Below are 26,081 nucleotides of genomic sequence, written 5' to 3' on the forward strand. Positions count from 1 at the left end.
TCCTCGCGGGGCACTGCCTCTGCTGCGTTCACGCTCAGCGACGTGCCGGCGAGCGCGTCGAGGCTGGGACGGTGGCGGGCCAGGTGTACTCGAACTCGGGAATCTCGAATCCCTGCTCGAAGCGGCAGATGCGGGACGCGGTACGGCAGCCTCCGTGACGTTCGTAGAACGCGACCGCGCGGGTGTTGCCCTGTAGGACCTCCAGGTAGACGTCTTTGCCGGGATGCGCGGTGGTGGACCAGGCCAGGGCATGCTCAAGAAGCCGACTGCCCAGCCCACGCCCGGTGTCGCCAGGACGGGCATGCAGGTTGTCGAGCAGGACCCGGCCGTCCGCCTGCGGTTCCAGGTAGACGAAGCCGAGCAGCACGCCGGCGTCCACGGCCAGGAACAGTGCCGCGCCCGGCACGGGATCGGCCAGCCGCGCCCGCCACACCTGTTGGCGTTCGGCAAGCAACGGGCCGTCCAGGTACTGCGCAGGGAACAGGTTCGCGTAGGCCCGTCGCCAGCTGGCCGTGTGCAACTCGGCGACGGCATCGGCATCGGTCGCCACTGCGGTTGTGATCTCCACGGCCGCATTCTCGCGACTGACGTGGCCGACGTCTATGGACTGGGCACACAACCCCCACTCACGCAGCCGCCACAGTCGCCCGGCTGAGCGATCACAACGTGATGCTCGATCGCTGATATGAGACATGGGCTCCGGCAGTGGTCGACCAGCGATCAGAGCATCCAGACAGCCAGCGCGCGCCTGCCCTCGTCGGTGTGCGTGCCCTCGACGCATACGACCAGGCAATGCGGGACATCGCCGACGACCGGATGCGGGCGGACACACTCGATGTCCGCGGCCACCGGAATTCGGTCGTGTCAGAACGCGAACCTCCGCAGGGGTGCGGTCCAGCCGTCACTGAGGTAATGCCCTACCTTGTGGCAAATCGGCCCGGGTGGTGACCTATGATCAGCGGATGATCTTCATCGTCGTCAAGTTCCCCGTAAAGCCCGAGCACACCGAAGAGTGGCCGGAGCACGTCGAAGCCTTCACCCGGGCCACCCGCGCCGAACCCGGCAACCTGTGGTTCGAGTGGTCCCGCAGCATCGAAGACCCCGACACCTACGTCCTCGTCGAGGCCTTCCGTGACGGCACCGGCGAGGCGCACGTCAACTCCGACCACTTCCGTGCCGGCCTCGAAGCGATGCGCCCCCTGCTGCGCCGCACCCCCGACATCGTGAGTACCACCATCGAGGGAGCGGACGGCTGGAGCGCGATGGGCGAGCTCACCATCGACTGACGAGCCGGAGTGGCCATCCGATATGGATGGCGGCTGTGCGACCTCGTCTCGCATGTCACCCGAACAGCGTATGCCGGGGCGCGTGAGCCGGGGGTCCGTGGAGTACTGGTTCGGGCCCTCGAATCACACCAGTAAGGCCCGAACTCGTGCGAGCGGGCCAACGGCTCGAACCGAGACCGTACGGGAAGTCTGCTGTGCCTGTTCTCACGGCCCGCACAGCGCTAGCGTCGGGGCCCATGATCGTATGGCTCAACGGCACCCACGGCGTAGGCAAGACGACGACCAGTAAACTCGTGCAGCAGCTGATCCCGGATTCACGGGTGTTCGACGCTGAGAAGGTCGGCGAGACACTCATGGACATCACGCCGGGGCTGCCCGGGACGGACAACTTCCAGCACTGGCCGCCGTGGCGGCCGCTCGTAGTCGAAACCGCCCGCCGCGTACTCGACTACACCGGTGGCACTCTGGTGATGCCCATGACTGTCCTGGTCGAACAGTACTGGCGCGAGATCAGCACGGGCCTTGCCCAATATGCCATTCCAGTACGGCACTTTGTTCTCCACGCCGACCAAGACACCCTCCGCGGGCGCATCGAGGGGGACACTCTTCTTGGCCCCTCCCCGTTCCGTCTCAAGTACCTTGAGCCCTACGCCGAGGCAGCCCGCACCTGGCTACACGACGAGGCCGAAGTCATCGACACCGCGCACCTCACTCCCGCCCAGGCAGCCCTGCAGATCGCGGAGGCCGTCAAGAATTGAGGCCCGCCTGCCGCGCGACCAGCTCAGTCCAGCACCGCGGTGTCATCCACCGGAAACGTCCCGTCGCCTGGTCGTGCGTGAACCCGCGGGTCGTCCTGGCCCGCTGGTCGGACGGCCGTGCCGGGTGGTCGGTCAGTGGTGCGTTGGGCGGTGCCCCTTGTGCGGCGGGCGGGGGCTCTTGTGCGGTGGGCGGGGGCGGTGGCCGCCGGGGCGGACTTTCACTGTGGCGCTGGCCTCGTTCGAGGTGATGGTCTGACCGGCGGCGTTGGTGCCGTGTGCGGTGTCGGTGACGTGGCCGCGTCTGGCGTCCTTCTTCGTGATGGTGTACGGCGCCGCGGTGCAGGTCATGGACGCGCCCGGCGCGAGGGTGGTGCTGGGGCAGGTGACCGCGACAGGCGGCGGCCGGTGCGTGGTGAGGGTGGCGCTCGCAGGGGGCGAAGTGACCTCGGTGTCCGCGGCGTTGTGTGCGGTCACCACCGCGGTGTTCGTGACCCGACCTGCTTGCGCATCGGCCTGAGTGACGGTGTACGTCGCATGACACGTCACCGACGCACCGGCATCGAGCGAGTCCACCGGACAACTCACCACCGGCGGGTTGCCGGTACCGCTGAACGCGGTGTCCGTGACCTGCAATCCCGACAGAGCCGTCTGCCCCGTGTTCGTCACCGTGAACGTATACGTGACCTGGTCACCCTCGCCGGCCGTCTTCGGCTGCACGGATTTCTCCAGACGGAGTGAGGAGCGCGCGGTCGTGACGGTCGCCTCGGCGTCGTTCGAGACCACACTGGACAGGGAGATTGAACGGGTCGCGGTGGCATGTGCGACGTCAATGATTCTGCCGGCTCCGACGTCGGCCTGGGTCGCCCGGTAGGTGCCCACGCATTCCACCACTGCTCCGGGTGGGACCGGCCCGCTGGGGCACATCACGACCGGCGGTGTGCCGGTACCGGAGAACTGGGTCTCCGCGACGGTGACGTCGTGCAGAGTGGTGTTGCGCACCGTGTAGTGGAAGGTCACCAGGTCACCGGCACTGATCACCACGTCCGGGACCGCCGTCTTCTTGAGGGCGAGCGTTGACAAGGCCGTGCTCTCGACGGTGACGGTGCTGGTGTCGGAGCGAGTCGTGCTCCCCGTGGGTGTGGTGGCGGCAGCGGGTTCGGCTCGTCACGTGCTGCCCGGCGGCCGTGACGGTGCCCGGGTTCACGGACTTCGTCATCGTGATCTGCGGCGACGGCTGGACCGCGTCCACGCGCGCCGAGGCGCTTGCGTGGACGGGGTGGCCCAGATTGTCGGTGCCCGTGAACCGTGGCGGTGTCGTAGATGTAACCGCGGTTGATGTCCTCCTGCGTCACCACGTGGGTCAGCACCACGCACGTGGTGCTCTGCCCCGGATGGCGGCCGGAGGGCGGAAGGCTGCACGGGTGCGGGCCGCCCCCTTGCGAATCGTTCAGCGTGAGACCGTGCACCGCGGTGTCCCCGGTGTTACGCACGTCCATGGTGTAGTGGACGGTCTGCCCGACCGCCGTCACCACCGGCGGATCCGCGTGCTTGGTCGGCTGGATGCTTCCGGTGCCGCGGGCTCTGTTGGTCACTGTGCAGGTCAGGGCAGCGCCTGTCCGTGGTACGCGGACCGCCCAGGAACCGCCGTCGAAGACCAGCGGGACCGCGGCGCCGGTGGTGTTGTCGACGCAGGTGGCGGACGTGTCGTACAGGTCGGGCCGCGGTGGCAGGTAGTCGTTCTCCAGTCTGTCGGTCAGGCGGTACGTCTGGCCCGAGGCGACGGGCAGCGGTCCGGTCTCGGCCCGGGTCTGGTTACCGCTGGTGGTCGCGCTGCCCACCTCGTTGCCCCCGGGGTTGGTCAGGCCCACCCGGAACTGGTCCAGCGGGGTGTTGCGACCGGCGACCTGTTTGACGACGTTGATGGTGCTCCCGGCCGCCGCGGGCACGCACTGTGCGCCGTCGGCGAATCGGCCGGCGCCCGGGCTCTGCGGGAGCGGGACGGTGCTCACGGCAGTGACGTTCACGCGGTAGACCGTGCCGGAGGTGAAGCTGTACGTACAGGAAGGTGCCGTCCGTGAAGCTGGCACGGAGGTCGACACCGCCGACACCGGGGGGGGCATACCCCCCACCTCGCCGAGGTCGGTGAAGGTGTGTGTGACCCGGCTGAAGTACAGCAGGTGCGGGATGCGGTTGCCCACCAGGTCCCCGACGCCGTACAGGCCGGGACCCAGCGGCCCGGTCATGTAGCTCCAGTCGCCGAGGGCGCGGAACTGGTTGCCCGGATAGCCGACCGTTCCCGAGGCGATCGTCTGCCCGAAGGTCGGTGACCCCGGTACCAGATCGATCTCCGCCCAGTCGCCGGGAGTGGTGTTGCTCAGCCGCCACAGATGGCCGGCTGAGTCGAAGTCAGGAGCGGAGGAAGCGGTGCGGAACGTGCCGTCCGAAAGCCGCCAGCAAGGTAACCGGGCTCGACGCAGCATGGGGTGGCGTGAGAGCGCATTCAATGGATGATCTGACGCTGTTCGAGCCGGTCGGGGAGGAGCCGCCGCCAGGGGGCGCAGCCGACTGGGATGTGAACTGGGCCCGCGTGGCCGAGGAGCTCGACGAACGGGGCGCGGCGCTGACCCCTCCGCTGCTGACGCGCGAGGAGTGCGCAGAGCTGGTCAAGGGCTTTGGGCAGCCGGAGCTGTTCCGGTCGACCGTGGTGATGGAGCGGCACGAGTACGGCCGCGGCACCTACCGGTACTACGCCGACCCGGACGGTCTGCCGCTGCTGCGCCGGCTGCGCGAGGGGCTGTACCCGGGGCTGGCGTGGGTGGCCAACCGGTGGGCGGGCCTACTCGGTGGGCCCCGCTTCCCGGACCGGCTGGCGCAGTTGCACGCGCGTTGCGCGGAGCAGGGCCAACTGCGGCCCACTCCGCTGATCCTGCGGTACGGACCAGGCGGCTACGCGTCGCTGCACCAGGACGTGTACGGGGACGTGGTCTTCCCGCTCCAGGTCTCGGTGCTGCTGAACGAGCCCGAGGTGGACTTCACCGGGGGCGAGAGCGTGTTCGTGGAACAGCGGCCACGGGCCCAGTCCCGGGCCGTGGTGGTGCGGCCGGGTCTGGGGCAGGGTCTGGTCTTCCCCGTACGGGAACGGCCCGTGCGCGGCCCGCACGGGGTGCGCAGGCATGCGGTGCGTCACGGCAGCGGCGAGGTGGGGCGCGGCGAGCGCCACGTCCTGGGGGTGATCTTCCACCATGCCCGGTGAGCGGCGCAGAGGCGACCGGCGGCGACCGCGCGGCCGAGGGAGGTTGGCATCCGCGGATCGTCGCAGGGGTCGAGGACAGAGTTCAGCGCGCCCCCTTACCCACGCTCCTCCTCCCGATCGCGGGAATGCGACGTCCGAAAGCCGCCAGACATCGCGGCGAAGGCGGAGGGAGGGTGAAGCAAGGACGAAAGGAATAAACGATGACTACGCGATACACCACGCTGGAAAGCCCCATGGGCACGCTGCTGCTGGCCGGAAAGAAGTCCGCGAGCGCGCCGGGAGGTGTCGCGCTGGTGTCGCTGTCCATGCGGGGCCAGAAGGGCGACGCGTCGGTGCGTGCGGACTGGGTCCGCGACGACGCCGCCTTCGCCCATGTGGCGGGCCAACTGGGCGCGTACTTCGACGGCAGCCTGACCGAGTTCGAGCTGGAGTTCGTGGCTTCCGGGTCTCCGTTCCAGCGCGACGTGTGGGAAGTGCTGGAACGGATCCCGTACGGCACGACCCTGACGTACGGCCAGGTCGCCGACCGCATCGGAGCCCCGCGCAGTGCCTCGCGCTCGGTAGGCACCGCGATCGGGGCCAATCCGCTGTTGGTGGTGCGCCCGTGCCACCGGGTGATCGGCGCGAACGGTTCGCTGACCGGCTACGCCGGGGGCCTGGAGCGCAAGCAGGCGCTGCTTGCCATCGAGGGCGCGGTGCTGGGCGGATGACGACCGTGCGCACGAGCACAGCCACAGCCACAGCCACCGGAGCGACGAGAGCCATCGGCGCCGCCACCCCCGGAACGCCCTTGGCGCCGGAGGTGATCGGTGACCGGATCGACTCCTGCGACTGGAAGGCGCTGGCGGCGGAGCTGGACGCGCACGGATGCGCGTCAACGGACCGACCGTTGCTGACCCCCGGCGAATGCGCGCAGATCGCCGGCCTCTACAAGCGCGCCGAGTTGTTCCGTACGACGGTCGACATGGCCCGGCACCGCTTCGGCTCGGGCGAGTACCGGTACTTCACCCACGACCTTCCGGAGCCGGTGGCCGCGCTGCGCGCGGCGCTGTACCCGCGGCTGCTGCCGGTGGCACGGGACTGGGCGGCCCGGCTGGGCCGGCCGGCGCCCTGGCCGAACGACCTGGCCGAGTGGCTGGACCAGTGCCACGGGGCCGGCCAGGACCGCTCCGCGCAGATACTGCTCTCGTACGGGGAGGGCGACTGGAACGCCCTGCACCGGGACGTGTTCGGTGACCTGGTCTTCCCGCTCCAGGTGGTGATCGGCCTCGACATGTATGGCAGCGACTACACAGGCGGGGAGTTCCTGCTGGTGGAGCAGCGGCCGCGGGCCCAGTCGCGGGGCACGACCAGTGTCCTGCGGCAGGGCCACGGGCTGGTGTTCACCACCCGGGACCGCCCGGTGGCCACCAAGCGGGGCTGGTCGGCGGGGGCGGTGCGGCACGGAGTGAGCACAGTGAGGCGCGGGCGGCGGCGCGCGCTGGGCCTGGTCTTCCACGACGCGTCATGAGCACGTACACCCTCATCGGCCCGAACGGGGAGCCGTACCGCAGCCCTGTGCCGGGGACGTTGGGTGGGCATCGACGGGGCCGGCTGTACGGACGCCTCGACTGTCCCTCGGCGCTGCGGGCGCTGGCGCGCGGCGGATACGTGCGCGAGCGGGTGTTCTTCGCGGACGAGGCGAGCGCGGTGGCGGCGGGCTACCGGCCCTGCGCAGTGTGCCTGCCGGAGCGCTACCGGGCGTGGAAGGCGGGGCGGTCGCCGCTTTCCGGCTTCGACGAGGTCCCGGCCTCGCCGCTGCTGGCTGCCGGCGAGGAGGACTCGTACGGAGAGTTGCCCGCGCCCGCTCCGCACACCGAGGCCGAACTGGCGGCATTGGAGGGCCTGCTGACGGCCCCTGGGTCCCGGATCTCAACCGTGGTCCTCGGACACAGCCGCGACGCGGCCGCGACGGCGGCCGCCCGGGCCTTCGCCACGGCGTGGGAGGCCCGCGGCGGGCAGGTCCTGGCGGTGGTGGACTGGCCGGAGTCGGCCGCCTCCTGGCTGCGCGCGGCCCGTCGGCTGACCGAACAGGCCCCCGACGCGTGGGTGGTGGCCGCCGCGGGCCTCGGCTTCGCGCAACTGGCCCGCCGTCTGCGCCACAGCACCGACTGGGACCCGGCGCGCAGCTACGCCTTCGCCTCCGTGGCCGACTCCCGCATCCCGGCACTGGCCGGCCCGGCCGCCCTGCACGGCCTGCGCGGGGCCACCGCGGACGGCGGCACCTGGGAGGTCCGCGGCAACTGGTTGACGTGCTCCCCGTCCTAGATGTGTGAGAATCCGTCCAAATAGTTGACAACTGTCCGAATGGTTGACAACTGTCACGGTCCCGGATTTGTCTCGACGAGCTAGGCGCCCGCCGTCGCCGCAATGAAATGCCTCTACTTGCGGACACCATCCCTGCTGAACAACTGTCCGCCGACGAAGCGATCAGCCAGGCCGAGAACGCCTCCCGCGCCCTGATGGTCCTTTTGCGCCAGCTGACACCGCCCCAACGCGTTGACGAGGATGTCCAGGCCGCCGAAGTGCTCGACGGCGCGGGCGATCAGAACGTCGAGGTGCTGTGGCACAGTCCCCGGGCGACCCAGGACAACTTGGAGTTCGGCGCCAAGGTGGGTGCGTGGGACGCGGTCGACCCGGGCCTGAAGTCGTTCGCACACAAGGCCGTCGCGTCGCGGGTCGGCTGCAGCTGGTGCTTGGACGTCGGCTATTTCCAGGCGCAGAACGAGAACCTGTACCTGGTCAAGGCTAGCCAGGGGCCGCCGTAAACATGCCCTGTCGACATGAAAAGAGCGTCACGACACCACACGACGTGGACCAGAGCCCGAAGATCAACTACAAGCCACGAAGCCGGGTCGGCGTGTCAGTGCTCATCGAGGGATGCCTGCCGCGCAAGGAACTCCTCGAAAGCCGCCTTCTGCTTCGGATCCATGAAGCCCTGGCGGACGTTGCGGGCCTCCTCCTGGAGCCAGTGCGCCTCGTCGGGATCCAGTAGCTCGGCGACCACCACGCCGTTGCGAGCAACCGCCGTACGCCCGCCTACGCGACGACGGAAGAGCGTGAACGCGCCGAATTCCGCTGGGTGGGCCAGTTCCGGCTCCTCCGCCACAGCCCGGTTCTCGTCCCCAGCACCACTCGTCGGGTAGGCAGTGGGGGCCCAATGCTCCCAGAGCGCCAGCGTGGCCGCGGGCACCAGTACCGCGCGTTGCACCCCTGCACGCCCCTCCCACTGGAACGTGACAGTGACGGGCTCGCCGACCGCCTCGGCCAACCCGAGCACCCTCTCCACCTCATCGTTGATCGGGTAACCCACCACTACATCGATATGAATGCCCATGGTGCCTGAGGCTACTGGCCGCTTCTGACATTCCAGCCCACAGCTCCTGCGCCTCGGCGACCCCGGCGCACCAGGGGTCGCCCAGGTCGAACCCCACCACGCCGACCGGTTGGCGCTGAGCTTGCTGTCGGACCCACCGCACGAGAACTACCGGACGATCGCTGGGTGGGCCGGGGAGTAAATCCGCACAGCATGCAGCATCTGCTGTGCCACGCCTTCTGGGATCGCACCGCATCGGCACTGGACTCGCCCCCTCTCGACCAGGGGAACACCACGCGCTGAAGGCAGTTGTCCGCAAGTACGGCGGCTGCTCAACGTGTCATCGCGCCAGTACGCCCAACCCTGAAGGCCCGCTACCCTCTGACGTTGGCCATCCGGCATCCTCGGCGAGCCGGCGCAGTGCTTTGAGCGTCTTTCCGGCCAGGCCGCGTCCTTTGAGCGACGGGGTGACGATTGCCCCGCAGATCACCAGGGTGTCGGGTTCGACGCCTTGTTCTCGGCCTTCCACGGCGCGGATCGTGGCCTGGGTGTAACCAGTGGGGAGTGTCTGCGTCAGTCCGTCCCACCGGATCGGTATACCCCAGCCGGTCGCGACAGGCGTGCCTCGCTCGTCCACCAACGTGAGATTGAGGTCGGCGAACCACTCCCTGATCCTGCCGATGTATTGCTTGGCCAGCCGATCGGCTGTGATGAACTCCGGGAAACCCTCGCTGAAGAGCTCCTGCATCTGTTCATCGGTCCACGTACGTGCGTCTGTTCGCTCGACCATCAATGCCATCGGCCCGTTTATAGCGCACCATCCACGGACCACGCGAGGGAGTTCAGAGGAAGCTCAAACGATGTGCTCCCAGTCTGGTGGTGTCGCCGTACTGGAGGAGGTCATGCTCCGGACACCGGAACTGTTGCCATGGCTCGCGCTGTCCCTCTATGGCGACCAGCAGATCAGGGTCGTCGGGGCTGCGCGGCACTCCGGCACCGCCGACCCGATGACGTGGCCGCTTCACCCGGCCTCGGAGCCCGGACCGATTGTCAGTGGTGGGTGAGACGGTAGGAGCATCGAGTCGGAAAGAGGGGGAGCTGCCATGTCCGGGAGCCAGAACTACATCAATCACGTTGCTCTTGTGCTGGATGCCAGTTCGTCCATGTCGCACCTGAGCCGCAAGGTCGTCGAAGTCGCCGACCAGCAGATTGCGTACCTTGCCCGGCGATCGAGGGAGCTGGACCAGGAAACCCGCGTCACGGTGTACGTCTTCGCAGACAAGGTGGAGTGCGTCATCTACGACAAGGACGTGCTGCGGATGCCGTCGCTGAAGCAACTGTACCGGGTCGGCGGAATGACGGCTCTGCTGGCGGCCGCATTGAAGTCACAGCGAGAGCTGGCGCAGACGGCCCAACTGTACGGCGACCACAGCTTCCTGACGTTCATACTCACCGACGGGCAGGAGAACGCAAGTCACCGCGGCCCGGATGTCGCCACCAGCGATCCTCGTGAACTGGTCAAGGCCGTGGCCGAGATGACCAAGACGCAGGAGGACAACTGGACGCTGGCCGTTCTCGTGCCGGACCAGGTGGGCAAGCGGGAGGCCATGCAGTGCGGCTTCCCGAAGGACAACATCGCCATCTGGGACGCCACGAGCACACAGGGTCTGGAGGAGGCCGGGCAGGTCATCCAGCAGGCAACCGAGAAGTTCATGGTGGGTCGCGCCCAGGGCATCCGGGGATCGCGGGCGGTGTTCTCCACGGGTGCGGAGGCGGTCAACAAGGACACCATCAAGGCGGCCGGCCTCACCCCGGTGAATCCGTCCACGTACGAGCTGCTCCCGGTAACTCGTGACGCGGCGATCCGGGACTGGGTCATCGAGTGCGGGCACACCTACCGTACCGGTGGTGCGTTCTACCAGCTGAGCAAGTCGGAGCAGGTCCAGGCCCGGAAGCGGATCGCGGTGTTGGAGAAGAAGACGGACCGGGTGTACACGGGGCCCGAGGCCCGAGCCTTGCTCGGCCTGCCGGACGTGGAAGTCCGCGTCAAGCCGGAGCACAACGACGACTTCACGATCTTCGTGCAGAGCACCAGCGTGAACCGGAAGCTGGTACCGAACACGCGGGTGCTGCTCATGCTCTGACGCCTGGCAACCGCGCCGGGTCCCGCAGACTTCGTCGCCGCGGCGAGCGCTGACTTTCGTCGCATCGGCCATGTAATGGCCTCGGCCAGGAGCCGTCGCCCCGCTACGCCGTCGCGCTGACGATCCAAGAACATCGCCGCCCGCATCGACGCCGCCCCACAGCAGCTCGACGTGCTACCGGCCCGCCCCAGGACCAGTGAAACCCCACCCGTTGACACCAACGCCTACTCACAGCTCGACAAGGACACCGTGTAGGTGAAGAGAAGGTTCACGGGCCAGATCCCGCAATTTTTCCCAAGAGCCCGTGGAGCGGCCGTACCGACAATGGCGATCACTGCCATGTCCTGATACACAGGAGATTATGACGTTACGTCAGGTGAGGACGGGAACGGGGAGGGCAGCTGCAGCCGTGGCTGTGCTCGCGCTGCTGATCGCGGCCTGCGGGAAGAGCGACTCGGACGGTGCCGGGGGCGGGAAAGCGGATCAGGTCACCGTGGCGGCTTTGCCGTTGACGGATTCCGCGGCGCTGTACATCGCCCAGGACCGCGGCCTGTTCAAGAAGGAAGGACTGAATGTCCACATCCAGCCCGTGCAGCAGAGCATCCAGGCGCTGCCCGCTCTGTCCAAGGGCCAGGTCGACGTGATCGCGAGCGCGAACTATGTGACCTTCTTGCAGGCGTACGAGAAGGGGACCCTCGACGTACGCATCCTCGCGGAGGGCGTGCGGGTCGCGCCGCACATGATGGATGTCCTGGTGCCGAAGGGCTCCGCCATCAAGAGCGCAGCCGACCTCAAGGGCAAGAAAGTCGCGGTCAACATCCTCAACAACATCCAGACGCTGACCCTGAACGCGATCCTCGAGAAACAGGGGGCCGGCAGGCCCGTCTACCGGCAGATCGCGTTCCCGCAGATGGGACCTGCCCTGGAGAAGGGTCAGGTCGACGCGGTGCACGTGGTCGAGCCCTTCGACAGCGCGATCCAGGGCGAGTTGAAGGCCCGGGTCCTCGTCGACGGCGGCGCTGCCCCCGTCGAGTCGCTGCCCATCAGCGGATACGTCACCACCGCGCGGTACGCGAAGCAGAACCCGGACACCGCGGCCGCGTTCAGGCGCGCGATCGAGGCCGCGTCCAAGATCGCGGCCCAGGACCCGTCGGCCGTGCGCAAGCAGTTACCGAAGTACGCCAAGGTCTCGGCGGCACAGGCGGATTCGATGGGTTTGCCCGCTTATCCGGCCACCGCCGATCCGAACGGGCTGCGTCGCCTTGTCGCCCTCATGCACGAACAGGGCTTGTTGAAGAAGGCCGTGAACCCGTCGACACTGCTCGTCAAGTGAACCGGCGCAGCCGTCGGGACGTCGGGCTCGGCATCCTCGGCGTACTGCTGGCCTTCGGGGCGTGCGAGGCCGTGTCACGAGCGGGGATCGTGCGGCGCACCTATCTGCCGCCCGCGTCCGACGTCCTGGAACGCGCCGTAGACCTGGCAGGGGACTCGATGTTCCTCGACGGGATCGGTGCCACGATGCGTGCCTGGGCGCTGGGGCTCGCCCTCGCGTGTGTGATCGCCGTACCGGTCGGCCTGGTGCTCGGCAGCGTGCCGGTTGTGGATACCGCGGTGCGCGTGATCGTGGAGTTTCTGCGGCCGTTGCCGTCCGTGGCGCTGATCCCGTTGGTGTCGCTGCTGCTGGGTTCCGGCACCCAGACCGAAACCGTATTGATCACCTACGCCTCGGTGTGGCCGATTCTGTTCAACACGGTGTACGGCCTCGGTGAGAGCGAGCCGCTGGCCAAGGACACGCTCCGCGCCTTCGGCTTCGGGCGGGCCGCGGTGCTGTTACGTGTCGAACTGGCCGGTGCGGCGCCGTTCATCGCCGCCGGTATCCGTATCTCGGCAGCCGTCGCTCTCGTTGTGGCTGTGGCTGCCGAGCTGTTGTCCGGGTTCGGCGAGGGCCTTGGGATCTTCATCGCGCAGGCCCAACTGGCCACCGACGGCACGCGGGACGTGCTCGCGGGCGTGGTGTGGGCAGGGGTGCTCGGCCTGGTCGTCAATGGCGTACTGGTGTGGGCAGAACGGCGGTTGTTCCCGTGGACGCCCGAGCGGCGAGTGGTGCCGACGTGACCGCTCGGCTGACGGCCAGGGCGGCGCGTGGCGTACTCGGTGCCCTGCTGCGACGACCGGTGCCGGCCGTTGCCGTCGGCGCCTGGGAACTGGCGGCCCGCGCGCGCGGCAGCGTCTTCTTCCCGCCGCCGTCGCGCATCGTGCGGCACTCCTACGACCTGTGGTTCTGCGGCCCGGCGAGCCATCTGTTCCTCACCGACGCCGCGTTCGACACCATCGGGCCGAGCCTCGGCCGGATGGCGGCCGGTTTTATGCTCGCCGCCGTCGCCGGGGTCGCCCTGGGGGCGGCGATCGGCCGCGTGCGGCCGGTCTACGCACTGTGCGATCCGGTGCTGCAGTTCGCGCGAGCCGTCCCGCCGCCCGCCCTGGTTCCGGTCTTCGTCGTGGTCCTCGACTTCGGTACGCAGATGCAGGTCGCGTCGATCGTGTTCAGCGCCGTGTGGCCGGTCCTCATCAACACGGCGGAGGGCGTCCGCAACACCGATCCGCTGCGTCTTCAGGTCGCAGCCGTGCTGCGGCTCGCCTGGGCCGAACGGCTCTGGTACGTGATCCTGCCCTCCGCTCTCCCCCGCATCTTCGCCGGGCTGCGGCTGAGCCTGTCGCTCGCGCTGATCCTCATGGTGTTCTCAGAGCTGCTACCGGGTACCGAGAACGGCATCGGTTTCATGCTCACCGACGCCCAGTCACGTTCCGATCTGCTCACCGTCTGGGCGGTGCTGGTGCTGCTCGGCGCCTTGGGCTATCTGTTCAACACCGGCTTGTTGGCCATCGAGAAACGACTGCTCGGCACAGGGAGGCAGCCATGAGGACAACGGTCCTGGACGCGGTCGTCGGGCTGCTGCGCGACACCGGCATGACCACCGTGTTCGGCAACCCGGGCTCTACCGAACTGCGCATGTTCCGCAACTGGCCCGACGACTTCACGTATGTTCTGGGGCTGCAGGAGTCCTCGGCCGTGGCGATGGCCGCGGGCCATGCCCTGGGTACGGGGCGCGCCGCGTTCGTCAGCCTGCACTCCGCGGGAGGTGTCGGTCACTCGCTGGGCGCCGTCTTCAACGCGTACCGCGACCGGGTGCCGTTGGTGATCGTCGCCGGTCAGCAAGCTCGCTCCCTGATCCGGCTGCGCCCGTTCCTCGGCGCCGACGAACCGGATCGATTCCCGCGCCCGTACGTGAAGTCGGCCCGTCAGCCCGAACGTGCCGCCGATGTGCCGGCCGTCCTCGCCGAGATGCACCGCATCGCGATGACGCGTCCGCGCGGGCCGGTGTTCGTGTCCGTTCCGGAGGACGACTGGGACCAGGCGGCCGAATGGGTCGAGCCCCGGGCGGTGCACAGTGGAGTCACCGCCGCCCCGGAGGCGCTCGCCGCGCTCGCCGTCCGCCTCGACACCTGTGCGCGGCCTGCGCTGGTCGTCGGCCCCGGCGTGGACGACGAAGCCGCGATGCCCGAGGCTGTCGCACTGGCCGAGCGGATCCGCGCGGCTGTCTGGATCAGCCCGTTGTCCGGCCGCTCCGGATTTCCGGAGTCGCATCCGTTCTTCCAGGGTTTCCTGCCACCGGTCGCCGGCCAGTTGGCAGCGCGTCTCAAGCCGTACGACGTGGTGGTCGCGCTCGGGGCACCGGTGTTCACATACCACGTGGCGGACGACAGCCCCCCGCTGGCACCGGGCACCGAGCTCTTCCACCTGGACTGCGACCCGGCTCAGGCGGCGTGGCTGCCCACCGGCACCAGCCTGGTCACCACGCTGCGCCCCGCCCTTACCCAACTCACCGCGCTGGTCGGCCGGTCGGACCGCGAACCGCCACCGGCACGCAGGCAGCCGGCGCCGGTGAGCCCGGGCGCGGACCTCACACCCGAACTGGTCATGGACCAGTTGCACCGGCGCCTTCCTCGCGATCGGGTGCTCGTCGAGGAGACCCCCAGCCACCGGGACGCGCTGCACGCATACGTGCCAATCGATCTGTCGGGCGGTTTCCTCACCACAGGCAGCGGTGCGCTCGGCTGGGGCCTGCCGCTCGCCGTCGGCCGCGCGCTCGCCGACCGGCGGCGGGTGGTGTGTGTGCTGGGCGATGGTTCGGCGCTGTACTCGGTGCAGGCACTGTGGACGGCCGCCCGGTACCGGGCGCCGGTCACCTTCGTCGTGCTCGACAACGGCGGCTACGGGGCCGTGAGCGCGCTCGGCCGTCGGATCGGCATCGCGCCGGTGCCCGGCACGGAGATCGGCGGTATCGACTTCGCCGAGCTCGCCGCGTCGTTCGGTTGCCGGGCCGACTACGCGGACCGTCCGGGAGACCTCGGCAAGGCCTTGGACCGCGCGGTGACCTCGCTCGGCGACGACGACGGCCCTCACCTCCTTCATCTGCGCGTCACCGGCACCGAGGGCGTGCTTTACGAACCATGGGCCGGGTGAGGGCCCGGATGCTCCGAATCGACTCCCTGAGCCAGTCCTACGGAGAGCGCCGTGTCCTGTACGACGTGTCTCTGAGCGTGCCGGACGGTCAACTCCTGTGCGTAGTCGGCCCGTCGGGCTGTGGCAAGTCGACGCTGCTGCGGACGATCGCCGGGCTGCTGCCCGCATCCGAGGGGACAGTCACGATCGACGGCACGCCGGTCACCGGTGTGCCGGACCGGCTCGCGGTCGTCTTCCAGGACTACGGCCGCTCGCTGTTGCCATGGCTCACGGTCCGCGACAACGTGGCCCTGCCTCTGCGCCGTCGGGGTCTTCGCCGGGCTGAGCGGCGGGCCGAGGCCGAACACATCCTGGAGCGCGTCGGCCTCAAGGCCTCGGCCCGCCGCTACCCATGGCAGCTCTCCGGCGGCATGCAGCAGCGGGTCGCCATTGCCCGCGCCCTGGTCGTCCGCCCCTCGCTGCTGCTCATGGACGAGCCCTTCGGCTCTCTGGACGCCCAGACCCGCGAGGATCTGGAAGACCTGCTCCTGGAGGTGCACCACGCTGACGGCACCACGATCGTGTTCGTCACGCACGACATCGACGAGAGCGTCTACGTCGGCGACCGCGTCATCGTCCTGTCCGCAGGCCCGGACTCCCGCATCGTCCGTGACCTGCCGGTCGAACTCCCCTCGCGACGCGACCAGATCACGACGCGGGGCCTGCCCGAGTTCGTGACGCTGCGCACCGAGGTAGGGCGGGCGGTGCGGACACCGGACCAGGCCTGAACTGGCCAGCGCTCGGACGTTGCCGAAGTCACCGCTGGGAGGCGGCACCTCACGAGCCCTTTCAAGGTGGCCATGGCGACCAGCCCGCTTCGTGGGATGAGACGCCGCTCGAGGAGGCCGGCGTGCTTGTCAGTACCCGTCGCTAGGCTGCATTTGCTCTGACGGACGAACCTCATGAGGGGCGAAGAAGTGGGATTCTGGGGCGATTTCCTTGTCTTCCGCAGCAAGGAGCCGCTGTCACGTGCGCCGGTGTTCCCGGGACCGCCGCCTACCTGCCGTGAGGGGCACGAGAGTTGTGTGTCGACGTGCTGGCCTCGAGACGGATGGTGGCAGACGGTGCAGGTCCATCACGGGCTTCCGGGCGAGATGGAGGATGCTCTGCTCTCCATGGTTCGGTGGACGGGGGCTCCGGCCTGTGTCGCCACGATCTGCGACAGTGACTTCGGTGTTGTCATGGGAGCAGCACCCGACGGCAGCTTCTGGCAGGGGTGGCTCGACCTCGAGACCGCTGCCGCCGAACTGACGCAGATGCCCGAGGATGCCGAGGAGTCCCTTCCCGAGGATCCCGCCTTTCAAGCGGCGATCACCCGCAAGCGAGCCGAGATGGAAGCGTCCGTTTCCTCCGACGCTTCCAGGGCCGTGCTGTGGGCTCGCGCCGCCGGCTTCGGCCAAGGTGTCGACCCGTCCGTCGTCGAACAGATCTTCCGGGGCCATGAGACGTTCGCTGAAGATCTCTTCTTCACCCTGCTCGACGGACTCGGCTTTCCGCCGGCCGTCGATCCGGAGGGTGCCGATGACAGGTGACTGCAGTGGGTCCTGGTCTTTCCTGTCGTCGGCGGGCACTTCCGAAACGCCGCTGCGCCCCCGCCCCCCCACCGGCCGCCGCGACCCCGGCGGACAGTCGGCAGACGACGTCCACCCGCTGACCCCGGCAGCCGGCACCTCCCCGCGTGATCGTCGAGGTCGGACGGTCGCGACGTCCGGCGGCCTGCGCGCGGGCGAGGCCGCCGGCCGGTACACCGGCACCATCCCCGGCAGCGCCGTCCGGCCGCTCACTCGGCGTGGACCACCTCCCCCGCCACAAGAGTGAGCACCGAACGGGCGTCGGCCACCTCCGCGTCAGGGGCGAAGAGGTCCCGGTCGAGGACGGCAAGGTCCGCCGCCATACCCTCACGTACCAGGCCGACCTCGTCGTCGTTGCCGTTCACCCATGCCGATCCCGCGGTGTAGGCGCGCAGGATGTCGGAGAGCTCAAGCCGCTCGTCGGGGGCGAACGGCCGGTCGGCATCCGGCCACTCTGCGTGCGCCGACCCGGGCGGCTCGGTGCGGTGCACGGCCACATACATGGCCTGCCACGGGTCGGCCGTGGTGACGGGCCAGTCACTGCCCGCCGCGAGGCGGGCACCGCTGTCGAGCAGCCGGCGGAAGGGGTACTGCCGGCCCGCCCGTTCCTCACCCAGTATCGGGGTGGTCAACTCATCGGTCTGCTGATGGTGGGTCGCCCACAGCGACTGGACGTTGGCTGTCACCCCCAGCTCGGCGAAACGGTCGATGTCCGTGTCATCGACCAACTGCACATGGGCAATATGGTGGCGTCGCTCACCTGCCCCGTTCGCGTTGACAGCGGCCTGGACCGCGTCCAGACACTCACGCACGGCCCGGTCACCGATCGCGTGGAAGTGCACCTGGAAACCGGCGGCATCCAGACGGGTCACCGCCTCGACAAGCAGCTGCGCGGGCACGTTGGAGTGGCCGACGTTACCCGTGACACACCCGCAGGAATCCAGATACGGCTCCAGCAACGCACCGGTACCGTTCTCCAGCACGCCGTCCTGCATCACCTTCACCGCACCGGCCCGAAAACGGCGGCCGGGCACACCGCGGCGCGCGATGAGGCCGTCCAGCTGCTCCAGGCCGCGGTCGCGGTCCCACCACAGGGCGCCGGTGACGCGGGCCTTCAGCAGTCCTTCGGCGTCGGCCCGGCGGTAGGCGGCGAGTGTGTCGCCAGCTCCGCCGTAGGCGCCGACAATGGCGTCCTGCCAGCCGGTGATGCCATAACGGAAGAGGCGGGCCTGCGCATGACTCAGCGCCGCGATCTGGTCCTCGACAGTGTCCGGCGGGACAAGCCGGGCCACCAGGTCCATGGCGCTCTCATGCAGCACCCCGGTGGGCCGGCCGGTCACGTCGCGCTCGATCCGTCCAGCCGGCGGGTCGCAGGTGGCCGCATCGATGCCAGCCCGCTCCAGCGCCACCGAGTTGACCCACGCCGAGTGATGGTCGGCATTGGGCAGAAAGACCGGCCGGTCCGCGACAACCACGTCCAGCAGCTCCCGGGTGGGCCACCCGCCGGGGAAACAGTCCATGCTCCAGCCACCGCCCAGGACCCACGGCCGGTCCGGGTGGGCGGCCGCGTACGTACGAACGGCCGCCTGGCAACTGTCGGTGTCGGTGGCGCCGGTGAGGTCGCAGCGCAGCGCCTCCAAGGCGCCCCAGACGGGGTGGATGTGGGCGTCCTGGAGGCCGGGCACCACGGTCCGGCCGGCCAGGTCGATGGTTTCGGCCGCCTGGCCGACGGCCCGGCGTACCTCGGCGTCGGTGCCGACGGCCGTGATCCGGCCGCCGGCCACGGCGACGGCTGTCGCGTGCGGGCGCCGCGCATCACCGGTCCATATCCGGCCGCCGTGCAGGACGAGAGTCATGCGTCGGCTCCGTGGGTGCGTACCACGTACACCTTGCGGAGCGTCTCGTGGATCTGCCAGGTGCCGCGCCAGCCGGCCGGCATCGTCAGGGTGGAACCGGGACGCAACTCGACGGCCTCGCCGCCGTCGGTGTGCACGGTGGCGGACCCGGTCAGCACCTGGCAGACCTCGTCGTAGCCGTCGCGCACGGCGGTGAAGTGGCCGGCGTCGCACTCCCACACGCCGACCTCCACCACGCGGTCGGGGGACTGCCACAGGATGCGGGTGGTCTCCTGCTGGCCGGTGGTGCTGGTCGGCTTGGGCGTTGCAGGGGGCAGGTCGGCGCTCGCCGCGTCGGCGAGGAAGGCGACGGCGGGGCCGAGGGCGGTGGTGTCCATGGTGTGGGTCGCTCCTTTCAGCGGCCGCTGATGACGTTGGCGATGCGTGCGATGACGGAGGTGCGCTCGAGGCCCGAGTTCTCGTGGCGGTCGGCGGCGCGGTAGGCGACGTAGAGGCTGCGCACGCCCAGCCAGCGCAGAGGCTCCGGCTCCCAACCGCGCACCTTGCGGCCGACCCAGGGAAGCCGGGTGAGGTCGGTGTCCTGACGCAGAATGAGGTCGCGCAGGGTGCGTCCGGCGAGGTTGGTGGTGGTCACGCCGTGCCCGACGTAGCCGCCGGCCCAGCCGAGCCCGGTCTTCTCGTCCAGGTGAACGGTGGCGCACCAGTCGCGCGGCACGCCCAGCACACCGGACCAGGTGTGGTCGATGGCGACGCCTTCGGTGGCCGGGAAGAGCTGCCGCAGGATGGCCTGCAACTGCAACTGGGTGGCGGCCTTGGTCTCGCCGCGCTGGTCGACGTGGGAGCCGAACATGTACGGGATGCCGCGCCCGCCAATGGCGATGCGACCGTCGGTGGTGCGCTGGACGTAGCAGTAGGAGTTGGCCTCGTCGCCGAGCAGTTCGGCGCCGCGCCAGCCGATCTCGTCCCATGCGGAGGCGGGCAGCGGTTCGGTGACGATCATGCTGCTGTTCATAGGCAGCCAGGACCGGCGGTGGCCGCGCAGCCCGGCGGTGAACCCCTCCAGCGCCCGGATGACGTACGTCGCCTTGACGGTGCCATGCGGGGTGATGGCCTCGTGCGGGCGGATCTCGGTGACCTCGGTGCCCTCGTAGATGGTGACGCCCATCCGCTCGACCACGTCGGCCAGGCCGCGCACCAGCTTGGCGGGCTGGATGCGGGCGCAGTGCGGGCTCCAGTGGGCGTAGCGGGCGTCGGCGACGCGGACCCGCTGGGCGAGCTGGTCCGCGTCGAGTTGGACCAGGTCGTCCTCGCCCCAGCCCTCGGCGCGCAGTGTCGGCAGCCCTTCGCGCAGTCGCCGCTCCTGCGCGGCGTTGGTGGCGACGTGCAGGAGACCGTCCTTCTGGATGTCGGCCTCGATGCCCTCCGCGGCGGCGACGCGGATGACCTCGTCGACGGAGGAGAACATCTCGCGCTGCAGGGCGACAGCCGACTCCGGGCCGTGCGACTTGGCGTAGCGGCGCATCTGGCCGGGCGGCTCGGCGCTGAGCCAGCCGCCGTTGCGGCCGGAGGCGCCGAAGCCGGCGAACTCCTTCTCCAGGACGGCGATTCTCAGGTCGGGCTGGGCTTGCTTGAGGTAGTAGGCGGTCCACAGAGAGGTGTAGCCGCCGCCGACGAGTGCGACGTCGACGTCCAGGTCGCCGGGCAGGGCCGGGCGGCGGGCGGGGACGCCGTCCTCCCGGAACCAGAAGGAGACGTCGCCGTTGACGAAGGTGGGGCTGGTGGCGAGAGTGTTGCTCGGGCTGGTCGTGCTCATCGTCCGCTCTTTTCCGCGGCGGCGACCGGGATCCGGTCACTGGAAGTGGGTGGTTGGGTAGTGCTGGTGGTGTCGTCGAGCAGGACACCTCGTTCGACGTCCCAGACCACGGTGACCTCGTCGCCGTGGCGGACGCCGGACAGCCGGTCGGCCTGCTCTCGGGCGAGCAGCACTGTGCCGTCGGGCAGGACGAGTTCGAGCTTGCGGCCGGAGCCCAGGTAGATCTCCTGGGTGACCCGGGCGGGAAGCGCGTTGGCCCCGGGGGCAACCGGCGACGCGGCCGGTTGCACCCTCAGGTGCTCGGGTCGGATGACGACGGCGGCCGCGCTGTTTTCGCTGGGCCGGCCGGTGACACCTACGGTGCGGTCGCCCATGCGCAGGCAGGAGTCGTCACCGTCCGGCTCGATGCGTCCACGGATGACGGAGGACTCGCCGAGGAACTCCGCCACGAAGAGGCTGCGGGGCTTTTCGTAGAGTTCGCTCGCGGTGCCGACCTGCTGGATGCCTCCGTCGTTGAAGACGGCGATGCGGTCCGACAGCACCAGCGCCTCCTCCTGGTCGTGGGTGACGAAGACGAAGGTGGAGCCGACCTCTTTGTGTACCCGCTTGATCTCCAACTGGAGTGATTCGCGCAGCTTCTTGTCGAGCGCGCCGAGCGGCTCGTCCATCAGCAGCACGCTCGGCTCGTACACCACGGCTCGGGCCAGGGCGACGCGCTGCTGCTGGCCGCCGGAGAGTTCGCGCGGTCTGCGGTGGCCGTAGCCGCCGAGCCGCACGGTCTCGAGGGCCGCTTCGACCATCTCGGTGCGGCGGGCCTTGGGTACCTTGCGCTGTTTGAGCGGGAAGGCAATGTTCTCCGCGACGGTCATGTGCGGGAAGAGCGCGTAGTGCTGGAAGACCATTCCGATGTCGCGTCGGTGCGGCGGCAGGTCCTGCATCTGTTTGCCGTCGATGGTCAGCGTGCCGGAGGTGGCGGTGGTGAACCCGGCGATGATGTTGAGGGTGGTGGTCTTGCCGGAGCCGCTGGGGCCCAGCAGGGTCATGAACTCGCCCGGTTCAATGACCAGGTTGACGTCGTCGACGGCGACGGAGTCCGCGTACTGTTTGCGCACCTGCGCCAGTTCGATGCGGGCTCCGCGTGCCTTGATGAGGCTGGTCTCAGCGGACACGGTTCCTCCTGGCGGTGGCGAAGGTGGCGGCCAGCACGAGCACCGTGGTGAGGACGATGATCAGGGTGGCGGCCGCGGCGATGGTGGGGTCGGTGTCCCGGGTGACGCTGGCGAACATCTTGACCGGGAGGGTCTGCAGATAGGGACTCTGGATGAACAGCGAGGTGACGACTTCGTCGAAGCTGGTGACGAAGGCGAACAGGGCACCGGAGACGACACCGGGGGCGATCTGCGGAAGCGTCACCTGCCGGATGGCGCCCCACCTGGTGGCGCCGCAGATCAGTGCGGCGTCCTCCAGCCTCCGGTCGAAGCCGCGCAGGCTCGCCGTGACCGGAATGATCACGAACGGCAGGGCCAGCACGGTGTGGGCGGTGACGAAGCCGAGCAGGGTGCCGAGCAGGTTGTACTGGAGGAAGAGCGCGTACACGCCGATGGCGACCACCACGGTCGGCACGATCATGGGTGCCAGCAGCAGCCCGTACGACGCCTTCACCCAGCGTGAGCCGGACCGGGTGAGCGCGATCGCGGCGGCGGTACCCAGGACGGTGGCCACCACCGCGACCAGGGCGCCGACCTGGAGCGAGGAGAGCAGCGCGTCGGTCCACCGGGTATCGGTGAAGAAGTTGGCGTACCAGCGGGTGGACCAGCCGCTGGGCGGGAACACCAAGGACGCCTTGTCGGTGAAGCTGAGCGGGATCACCACGAGTGTCGGCGCGATGAGCCACAGGCCCACCAGCGCGCTGAACGCCCACAGCGCGAGCCGCGCGGGTTGGGTCCTCATCAGGCACCTTTCCGGGTACGGGTGAATCGCAGGACGACACCGATCAGCCCGAGCAGGACCAGCGTCACCGCCAGCAGCACCACGCCCATCGCTCCGCCGCGGCCCCAGGCGAGCAGCCCGTTGACCTGGGTGAAGATCTGCTGCGAGATCAGCGCCTGGTCGGGTGATCCCAGCAGAGCCGGGGTCACGTAGAACCCGAGCGAGGTGATGAACACGGTCAGCGCGCCGGCGCCCACCCCGGGCAGCGACAGCGGCACGAAGATGCGCCAGAACGCGGTGGCCGGGCGGGCCCCCATGCCCTGTGCGGCGTCGAGGAGCCGACGGTCGATGCCGCTCATCACCGCGTACAGCGGCAGCACCATGAACGGCATCAGCACCTGGGACATCCCGATCACCACCCCGGTGGTGGTGCGGATCAGCTGCAACGGGCCCAGCCCCACGGTGCCAAGGAGTTGGTTGACCACGCCGCTGTCCTGAAGCAGTACCACCCAGGCGAAGGTCCGCACCATCAGGCTGGTCCAGAACGGCAGGAGCACCAGCAGGGTGAGCCAGATCCGCGCGCGGGCTCCGACGACGGTCATCAGGTAGGCGTACGGGTAGGACAGGACCAGGGTCACCAGGGTGACGACGGCGCCGACGGCCACCGTGCGCACCAGCGCTGCGAGGGCGACGTCGCTGGTGAAGAACCAGGAGTAGTTGCCCGCGCCGGGCGTCGGGTCGCTGACGCTGCGCCAGGCCATCAGACCCAGCGGCACCAGGAACAGCACGGCCAGCAGGATCAGCGCGGGCAGCAGCAGCCATCCCCACCGGGTGCCGGCACTGTTGCGGGGCCGGCCCCCGGTGGCCGGGGAGGCGATCTCGATCAGGGCTGTCATGGGTTACCGCGCCAGCCAGTCGGACCACTTCGGGATGACCTGCTCCTGGTTCTTCGCCCACCAGGTGTTGTCGAGCTTGAGGGCGTGCGCCTGGCGCTGGGGGGTGGAGGTGAGGTACTCCGCCGCGCCTGCGTCGACCTTGGGCTTGGCATCGGAGTTGATCGGCGAGTACGAGGTCAGCTCGGTGAGCTTGGCCTGCTGGTCGGCACCCAGGTAGTAGTTGATCAATGCCATGGCGGCCTTGGGGTTCTTCGCGCCCTTGGGCACGGCGAGCGAGTCCGCGATCGGCATGAACTGGTTCCACTGCGGGGCGAACTTGGCACCGTTCTTCACGGCCGAGTAGGCGCGACCGGTCCACACCATCGCCATGGAGACCTCACCCGACTCCAGCAGCTGCTGGGAGCGGGCACCGGTGTCCCAGAAGACCAGCGAGGAACGCACACTGGTGAGCTTCTTCAGAGCCCGGTCGACATCGAGCGGGAAGAGCTTGTCGGGGGCGACCCCGTCCGCGATCAGTGCCCCTTCCAGTGGGCCCGGGGACGCGTCCGAGGGCACACCGGGAACGGCACGCTTGCCGGGGAACTTGGCGGTGTCGAAGAAGTCCGCCCAGCCCTTCGGCGGGTTGTCACCGAACTTGGACTTGTCGTACATCAGCACCATGCCGTACGTCATAGCCGGCACCGAGCACTTGCCCACCATCTCCTTGGGCAGCTTCGAGGTGTCGACGACGGCGGTGTCCAGCGGCATCAGCAGCTTGCCGCATTGGCGTTCGGCCCAGATGGAGTCGGTGTCCACCACGTCCCACGTGACGTTCTTCGCGTCGACCTGGGCCTTGAGCTTGGTGTAATCGGTAGGCCCGTCGGACAGCATCCGCGCGCCGGAGTCAGTGGCGAACGGCTTGACAGCGGCCGACTCCTGGCCGTCCTGGTAGATGCCGCCGTAAGAGGCGAAGGTGAGGGTGACACCGTCAAGGGCACCCTTCTTCACCTTGCCGGCCGCAGCCGGGCCGGGGCCGAGGTCGACGTCGGCCGCGGCGGGACCTGTACCGGCGCAACCGGTGAGAGTCAGCAGCAGGGCGCTGGCAGCGGCAGCGCACCCAATGACTTTGCGTGATATTCCGGGCATTACTGTCTCCAAGGAGGACGGTGAAGACACACGGGTACCGAGAGAACACGGCGCGCGGCGCACGGCGGCCAAGGCGCCTGGCGCGCACCGTGAAGGGCATGGCGGACGGGGCGCCCAACGCGGCAAAGTTGCCACGGGCGCGGCGCGAAAGGGGTCAGTCCGGGGTTGGCGGGCTGATGATCCAGAGGATTTCGGCAGGTGTTGCGTGACTGTTGACCACGCGGTGCGGCACCGAGGAGCGGTATTCGATGCTGTCGCCGGCTTCCAGGTCGTGGGCACGGCCGTCGAGTTCGACCCGCACGGCACCACTGATCACAAGGAGGATCTCCTGGGAGTCGCCATGAGTGTAGGCGTCCTCGCCGGTGGAGGCCCCTGGGTCGAACTCGCCTGCGTACACCTCCAGATGGCTGAGCGGGCGCTGGGAGATGAGTAACTTGCGGCTACCGGGAGCGGTGTGCAGCATCGGCCGGTCGGCCCGCCGCACCACCCTCGGACCGGGCTCGCTGTCCTGATCGAACAGGTCGGCCACGGTGACGCCGAGCGCCACGGCGATCCGCCGCAGCATGCCGATGGAGCAGTTCACCTGCCCGCGTTCCAGCTGGCTGAGGAACCCGGGGCTCGCCTGGGCCCCCTCCCCCAGGGCCCGCAGCGACATCCGCCGCATCATCCGGTACTCCCGGATACGGGCCCCCAGAGCCGCGTCGGCGGCGCCGTCGGTGAGACCGTCGGCAGCATTCGGCAATGAACGATCAGTCATGAGCGAACACCTGACGCGTTGTCAGCGAACATCTTGTTCGCTGGGATGACACGGACCGTACGCTGATGTGATCTGCGATACAAGACCCTCCCCGCGCCGTCACCGGAACGTGATCACCGCGTTCGGGCTCGCAGTATGGAGGGGCTCTACGCGCAGGGACCTGGCCGTTCACGTTGCCTGAGGCACAATCCAGCTGCACCCGTCGAGCTACCGGGCTGTGGAGAACCTGATCGCGCGTTACGCCGAGCTCGTGGACGACGGCGATTTCGCAGGACTCGGCGTCCTTCTCGCTGACGCCACCTTCACAGGCAGTGGCGAGCCGGTGAGTGGGCGCGACGCGATCGAGAAGATGTTCAAGGACACTGTGATCGTCTACGCCGACGGCACGCCGCGAACCCAGCACGTCACCACCAATGTCGCCATCGAGGTCGACGAACAGGCGGGCACGGCCGTCTCACGTTCGTACGTCACCGTGTTCCAGGCGCTGCCCGTGCCTGCCGCCGCAACCCATCGCCGGCGGTCGGTACCATGACCGCTTCGAGCGCCGGGACGGGCAGTGGCGCTTCACTGAGCGACGGACCCGCATCAATCTGGTCGGGGACGTGAGCCGCCATCTGCACCGCGCTGCCACACAGCGGTGGTCCCCCTCAGGGGGAGGCCGTTTCGAACCTCACCCACAGCCGGCGTCCAGCTGCCCGTCGAGGCCACTTGTTCAGGGTGGTAAACAGCTCGCACAGGAGATCTTCCGCCGATAGCGTTCGCTGCCTGACGTTC

Annotated in this window: 30 protein-coding genes; 16 read left to right on the top strand and 14 right to left on the bottom strand. The window is 69.0% G+C overall.

From position 1 onward, the window contains the following. Window positions 1-34: 34 nt before the first annotated feature. Window positions 35-568, bottom strand: coding sequence for a GNAT family N-acetyltransferase (locus tag ACWDEX_RS26290; protein ID WP_450466522.1), 534 nt, complete (start codon window positions 566-568; stop codon window positions 35-37). Window positions 569-720: 152 nt separating this feature from the next. Further along, on the bottom strand, window positions 721-849 hold the full coding sequence (locus ACWDEX_RS26295; protein WP_450466524.1) for a hypothetical protein: 129 nt from the start codon (window positions 847-849) through the stop codon (window positions 721-723). A gap of 113 nt (window positions 850-962) precedes the next feature. Here ACWDEX_RS26295 and ACWDEX_RS26300 point away from each other — a divergent pair, with 113 nt between their 5' ends. Then, window positions 963-1,286, top strand: a complete 324-nt coding sequence (locus tag ACWDEX_RS26300) for a putative quinol monooxygenase (RefSeq protein ID WP_450466526.1) — start codon at window positions 963-965, stop codon at window positions 1,284-1,286. A 236-nt stretch (window positions 1,287-1,522) separates the two neighbouring features. After that, entirely contained in the window at window positions 1,523-2,044 is a 522-nt protein-coding gene (locus tag ACWDEX_RS26305) for an ATP-binding protein (RefSeq protein WP_450466528.1), read from the top strand. Window positions 2,045-2,176: 132 nt separating this feature from the next. Here ACWDEX_RS26305 and ACWDEX_RS26310 read toward each other — a convergent pair whose 3' ends face one another. Then, entirely contained in the window at window positions 2,177-3,124 is a 948-nt protein-coding gene (locus ACWDEX_RS26310) for a DUF7507 domain-containing protein (RefSeq protein ID WP_450466530.1), read from the bottom strand. Further along, entirely contained in the window at window positions 3,079-4,524 is a 1,446-nt protein-coding gene (locus ACWDEX_RS26315; protein ID WP_450466532.1) for a DUF7507 domain-containing protein, read from the bottom strand. Before ACWDEX_RS26315 ends, ACWDEX_RS26310 begins: the two co-directional genes overlap by 46 nt. Window positions 4,525-4,532: 8 nt before the next feature. On the opposite strand from ACWDEX_RS26315, the gene ACWDEX_RS26320 reads away from it, so the two are divergent. The 5 genes from ACWDEX_RS26320 (at window position 4,533) to ACWDEX_RS26340 (ending at window position 8,104) form a co-directional block, all read left to right on the top strand. Further along, entirely contained in the window at window positions 4,533-5,297 is a 765-nt protein-coding gene (locus ACWDEX_RS26320; protein WP_450466534.1) for a 2OG-Fe(II) oxygenase, read from the top strand. A gap of 200 nt (window positions 5,298-5,497) precedes the next feature. Then, the gene (locus ACWDEX_RS26325) at window positions 5,498-6,007 is read left to right on the top strand and encodes a methylated-DNA--[protein]-cysteine S-methyltransferase (protein WP_450466536.1); all 510 of its coding nucleotides are present in this window, start codon (window positions 5,498-5,500) and stop codon (window positions 6,005-6,007) included. A gap of 5 nt (window positions 6,008-6,012) precedes the next feature. Beyond that, window positions 6,013-6,807, top strand: a complete 795-nt coding sequence (locus ACWDEX_RS26330) for a 2OG-Fe(II) oxygenase (RefSeq protein ID WP_450466538.1) — start codon at window positions 6,013-6,015, stop codon at window positions 6,805-6,807. Next, window positions 6,804-7,604: an Ada metal-binding domain-containing protein gene (locus ACWDEX_RS26335; RefSeq protein ID WP_450466540.1), complete on the top strand. Its 801-nt coding sequence runs from the start codon at window positions 6,804-6,806 to the stop codon at window positions 7,602-7,604. Before ACWDEX_RS26330 ends, ACWDEX_RS26335 begins: the two co-directional genes overlap by 4 nt. Window positions 7,605-7,711: 107 nt before the next feature. Next, entirely contained in the window at window positions 7,712-8,104 is a 393-nt protein-coding gene (locus ACWDEX_RS26340; protein ID WP_450466542.1) for a hypothetical protein, read from the top strand. Between the two features lie 95 nt (window positions 8,105-8,199). Here ACWDEX_RS26340 and ACWDEX_RS26345 read toward each other — a convergent pair whose 3' ends face one another. After that, window positions 8,200-8,673, bottom strand: a complete 474-nt coding sequence (locus tag ACWDEX_RS26345) for a hypothetical protein (protein ID WP_450466544.1) — start codon at window positions 8,671-8,673, stop codon at window positions 8,200-8,202. 319 nt (window positions 8,674-8,992) lie between these two features. Then, window positions 8,993-9,451 carry a hypothetical protein gene (locus tag ACWDEX_RS26350; protein ID WP_450466546.1) on the bottom strand — a complete coding sequence of 153 codons (459 nt, stop codon included), beginning with the start codon at window positions 9,449-9,451 and terminating at the stop codon, window positions 8,993-8,995. A gap of 61 nt (window positions 9,452-9,512) precedes the next feature. On the opposite strand from ACWDEX_RS26350, the gene ACWDEX_RS26355 reads away from it, so the two are divergent. The 8 genes from ACWDEX_RS26355 to ACWDEX_RS26390 all read left to right on the top strand — a co-directional run bounded on the left by ACWDEX_RS26355 (window position 9,513) and on the right by ACWDEX_RS26390 (window position 16,892). Then, a complete protein-coding gene (locus tag ACWDEX_RS26355) occupies window positions 9,513-9,716 on the top strand; it encodes a hypothetical protein (protein WP_450466548.1) in 204 nt (67 codons plus the stop codon). A 39-nt stretch (window positions 9,717-9,755) separates the two neighbouring features. After that, window positions 9,756-10,796 carry a VWA domain-containing protein gene (locus ACWDEX_RS26360; protein WP_450466550.1) on the top strand — a complete coding sequence of 347 codons (1,041 nt, stop codon included), beginning with the start codon at window positions 9,756-9,758 and terminating at the stop codon, window positions 10,794-10,796. Between the two features lie 409 nt (window positions 10,797-11,205). Further along, a complete protein-coding gene (locus tag ACWDEX_RS26365; protein WP_450466552.1) occupies window positions 11,206-12,129 on the top strand; it encodes an ABC transporter substrate-binding protein in 924 nt (307 codons plus the stop codon). After that, entirely contained in the window at window positions 12,126-12,911 is a 786-nt protein-coding gene (locus tag ACWDEX_RS26370; RefSeq protein ID WP_450466554.1) for an ABC transporter permease, read from the top strand. Before ACWDEX_RS26365 ends, ACWDEX_RS26370 begins: the two co-directional genes overlap by 4 nt. Further along, window positions 12,908-13,717, top strand: coding sequence for an ABC transporter permease (locus ACWDEX_RS26375; RefSeq protein ID WP_450466556.1), 810 nt, complete (start codon window positions 12,908-12,910; stop codon window positions 13,715-13,717). Before ACWDEX_RS26370 ends, ACWDEX_RS26375 begins: the two co-directional genes overlap by 4 nt. Beyond that, window positions 13,714-15,321, top strand: coding sequence for a benzoylformate decarboxylase (mdlC, locus tag ACWDEX_RS26380; protein WP_450466558.1), 1,608 nt, complete (start codon window positions 13,714-13,716; stop codon window positions 15,319-15,321). The genes ACWDEX_RS26375 and mdlC overlap by 4 nt, the downstream gene beginning before the upstream one ends. A gap of 8 nt (window positions 15,322-15,329) precedes the next feature. Continuing rightward, entirely contained in the window at window positions 15,330-16,088 is a 759-nt protein-coding gene (locus ACWDEX_RS26385; RefSeq protein ID WP_450466560.1) for an ABC transporter ATP-binding protein, read from the top strand. 453 nt (window positions 16,089-16,541) lie between these two features. Beyond that, window positions 16,542-16,892 (top strand): hypothetical protein, encoded by a 351-nt coding sequence (locus ACWDEX_RS26390; RefSeq protein ID WP_450466562.1) that lies wholly within the window; start codon window positions 16,542-16,544, stop codon window positions 16,890-16,892. A gap of 248 nt (window positions 16,893-17,140) precedes the next feature. Here the strand turns inward: ACWDEX_RS26390 and ACWDEX_RS26395 are convergent, their stop codons facing one another. From ACWDEX_RS26395 to ACWDEX_RS26430, 8 genes are all read right to left on the bottom strand, one after another. Then, the gene (locus ACWDEX_RS26395; RefSeq protein ID WP_450466564.1) at window positions 17,141-18,787 is read right to left on the bottom strand and encodes an amidohydrolase; all 1,647 of its coding nucleotides are present in this window, start codon (window positions 18,785-18,787) and stop codon (window positions 17,141-17,143) included. Continuing rightward, window positions 18,784-19,164 (bottom strand): cupin domain-containing protein, encoded by a 381-nt coding sequence (locus ACWDEX_RS26400; RefSeq protein ID WP_450466566.1) that lies wholly within the window; start codon window positions 19,162-19,164, stop codon window positions 18,784-18,786. The genes ACWDEX_RS26395 and ACWDEX_RS26400 overlap by 4 nt, the downstream gene beginning before the upstream one ends. A 17-nt stretch (window positions 19,165-19,181) precedes the next feature. After that, entirely contained in the window at window positions 19,182-20,600 is a 1,419-nt protein-coding gene (locus ACWDEX_RS26405; RefSeq protein WP_450466568.1) for an NAD(P)/FAD-dependent oxidoreductase, read from the bottom strand. Beyond that, window positions 20,597-21,769 (bottom strand): ABC transporter ATP-binding protein, encoded by a 1,173-nt coding sequence (locus tag ACWDEX_RS26410; protein WP_450466570.1) that lies wholly within the window; start codon window positions 21,767-21,769, stop codon window positions 20,597-20,599. The genes ACWDEX_RS26405 and ACWDEX_RS26410 overlap by 4 nt, the downstream gene beginning before the upstream one ends. Then, window positions 21,759-22,550: an ABC transporter permease gene (locus ACWDEX_RS26415; protein WP_450466572.1), complete on the bottom strand. Its 792-nt coding sequence runs from the start codon at window positions 22,548-22,550 to the stop codon at window positions 21,759-21,761. Before ACWDEX_RS26415 ends, ACWDEX_RS26410 begins: the two co-directional genes overlap by 11 nt. Continuing rightward, complete coding sequence (locus ACWDEX_RS26420; protein WP_450466574.1) at window positions 22,550-23,425, bottom strand: ABC transporter permease; 876 nt, start codon at window positions 23,423-23,425, stop codon at window positions 22,550-22,552. Before ACWDEX_RS26420 ends, ACWDEX_RS26415 begins: the two co-directional genes overlap by 1 nt. A 3-nt stretch (window positions 23,426-23,428) precedes the next feature. Next, complete coding sequence (locus ACWDEX_RS26425) at window positions 23,429-24,550, bottom strand: ABC transporter substrate-binding protein (protein WP_450466576.1); 1,122 nt, start codon at window positions 24,548-24,550, stop codon at window positions 23,429-23,431. A gap of 154 nt (window positions 24,551-24,704) precedes the next feature. Continuing rightward, window positions 24,705-25,307, bottom strand: coding sequence for a helix-turn-helix domain-containing protein (locus ACWDEX_RS26430; protein ID WP_450466578.1), 603 nt, complete (start codon window positions 25,305-25,307; stop codon window positions 24,705-24,707). A 217-nt stretch (window positions 25,308-25,524) separates the two neighbouring features. On the opposite strand from ACWDEX_RS26430, the gene ACWDEX_RS26435 reads away from it, so the two are divergent. Next, window positions 25,525-25,839 carry a nuclear transport factor 2 family protein gene (locus ACWDEX_RS26435; RefSeq protein WP_450466580.1) on the top strand — a complete coding sequence of 105 codons (315 nt, stop codon included), beginning with the start codon at window positions 25,525-25,527 and terminating at the stop codon, window positions 25,837-25,839. The last annotated feature ends 242 nt before the right edge of the window (window positions 25,840-26,081 follow it).

The sequence above is a fragment of the Streptomyces sp. NPDC001020 genome, from assembly GCF_053599115.1.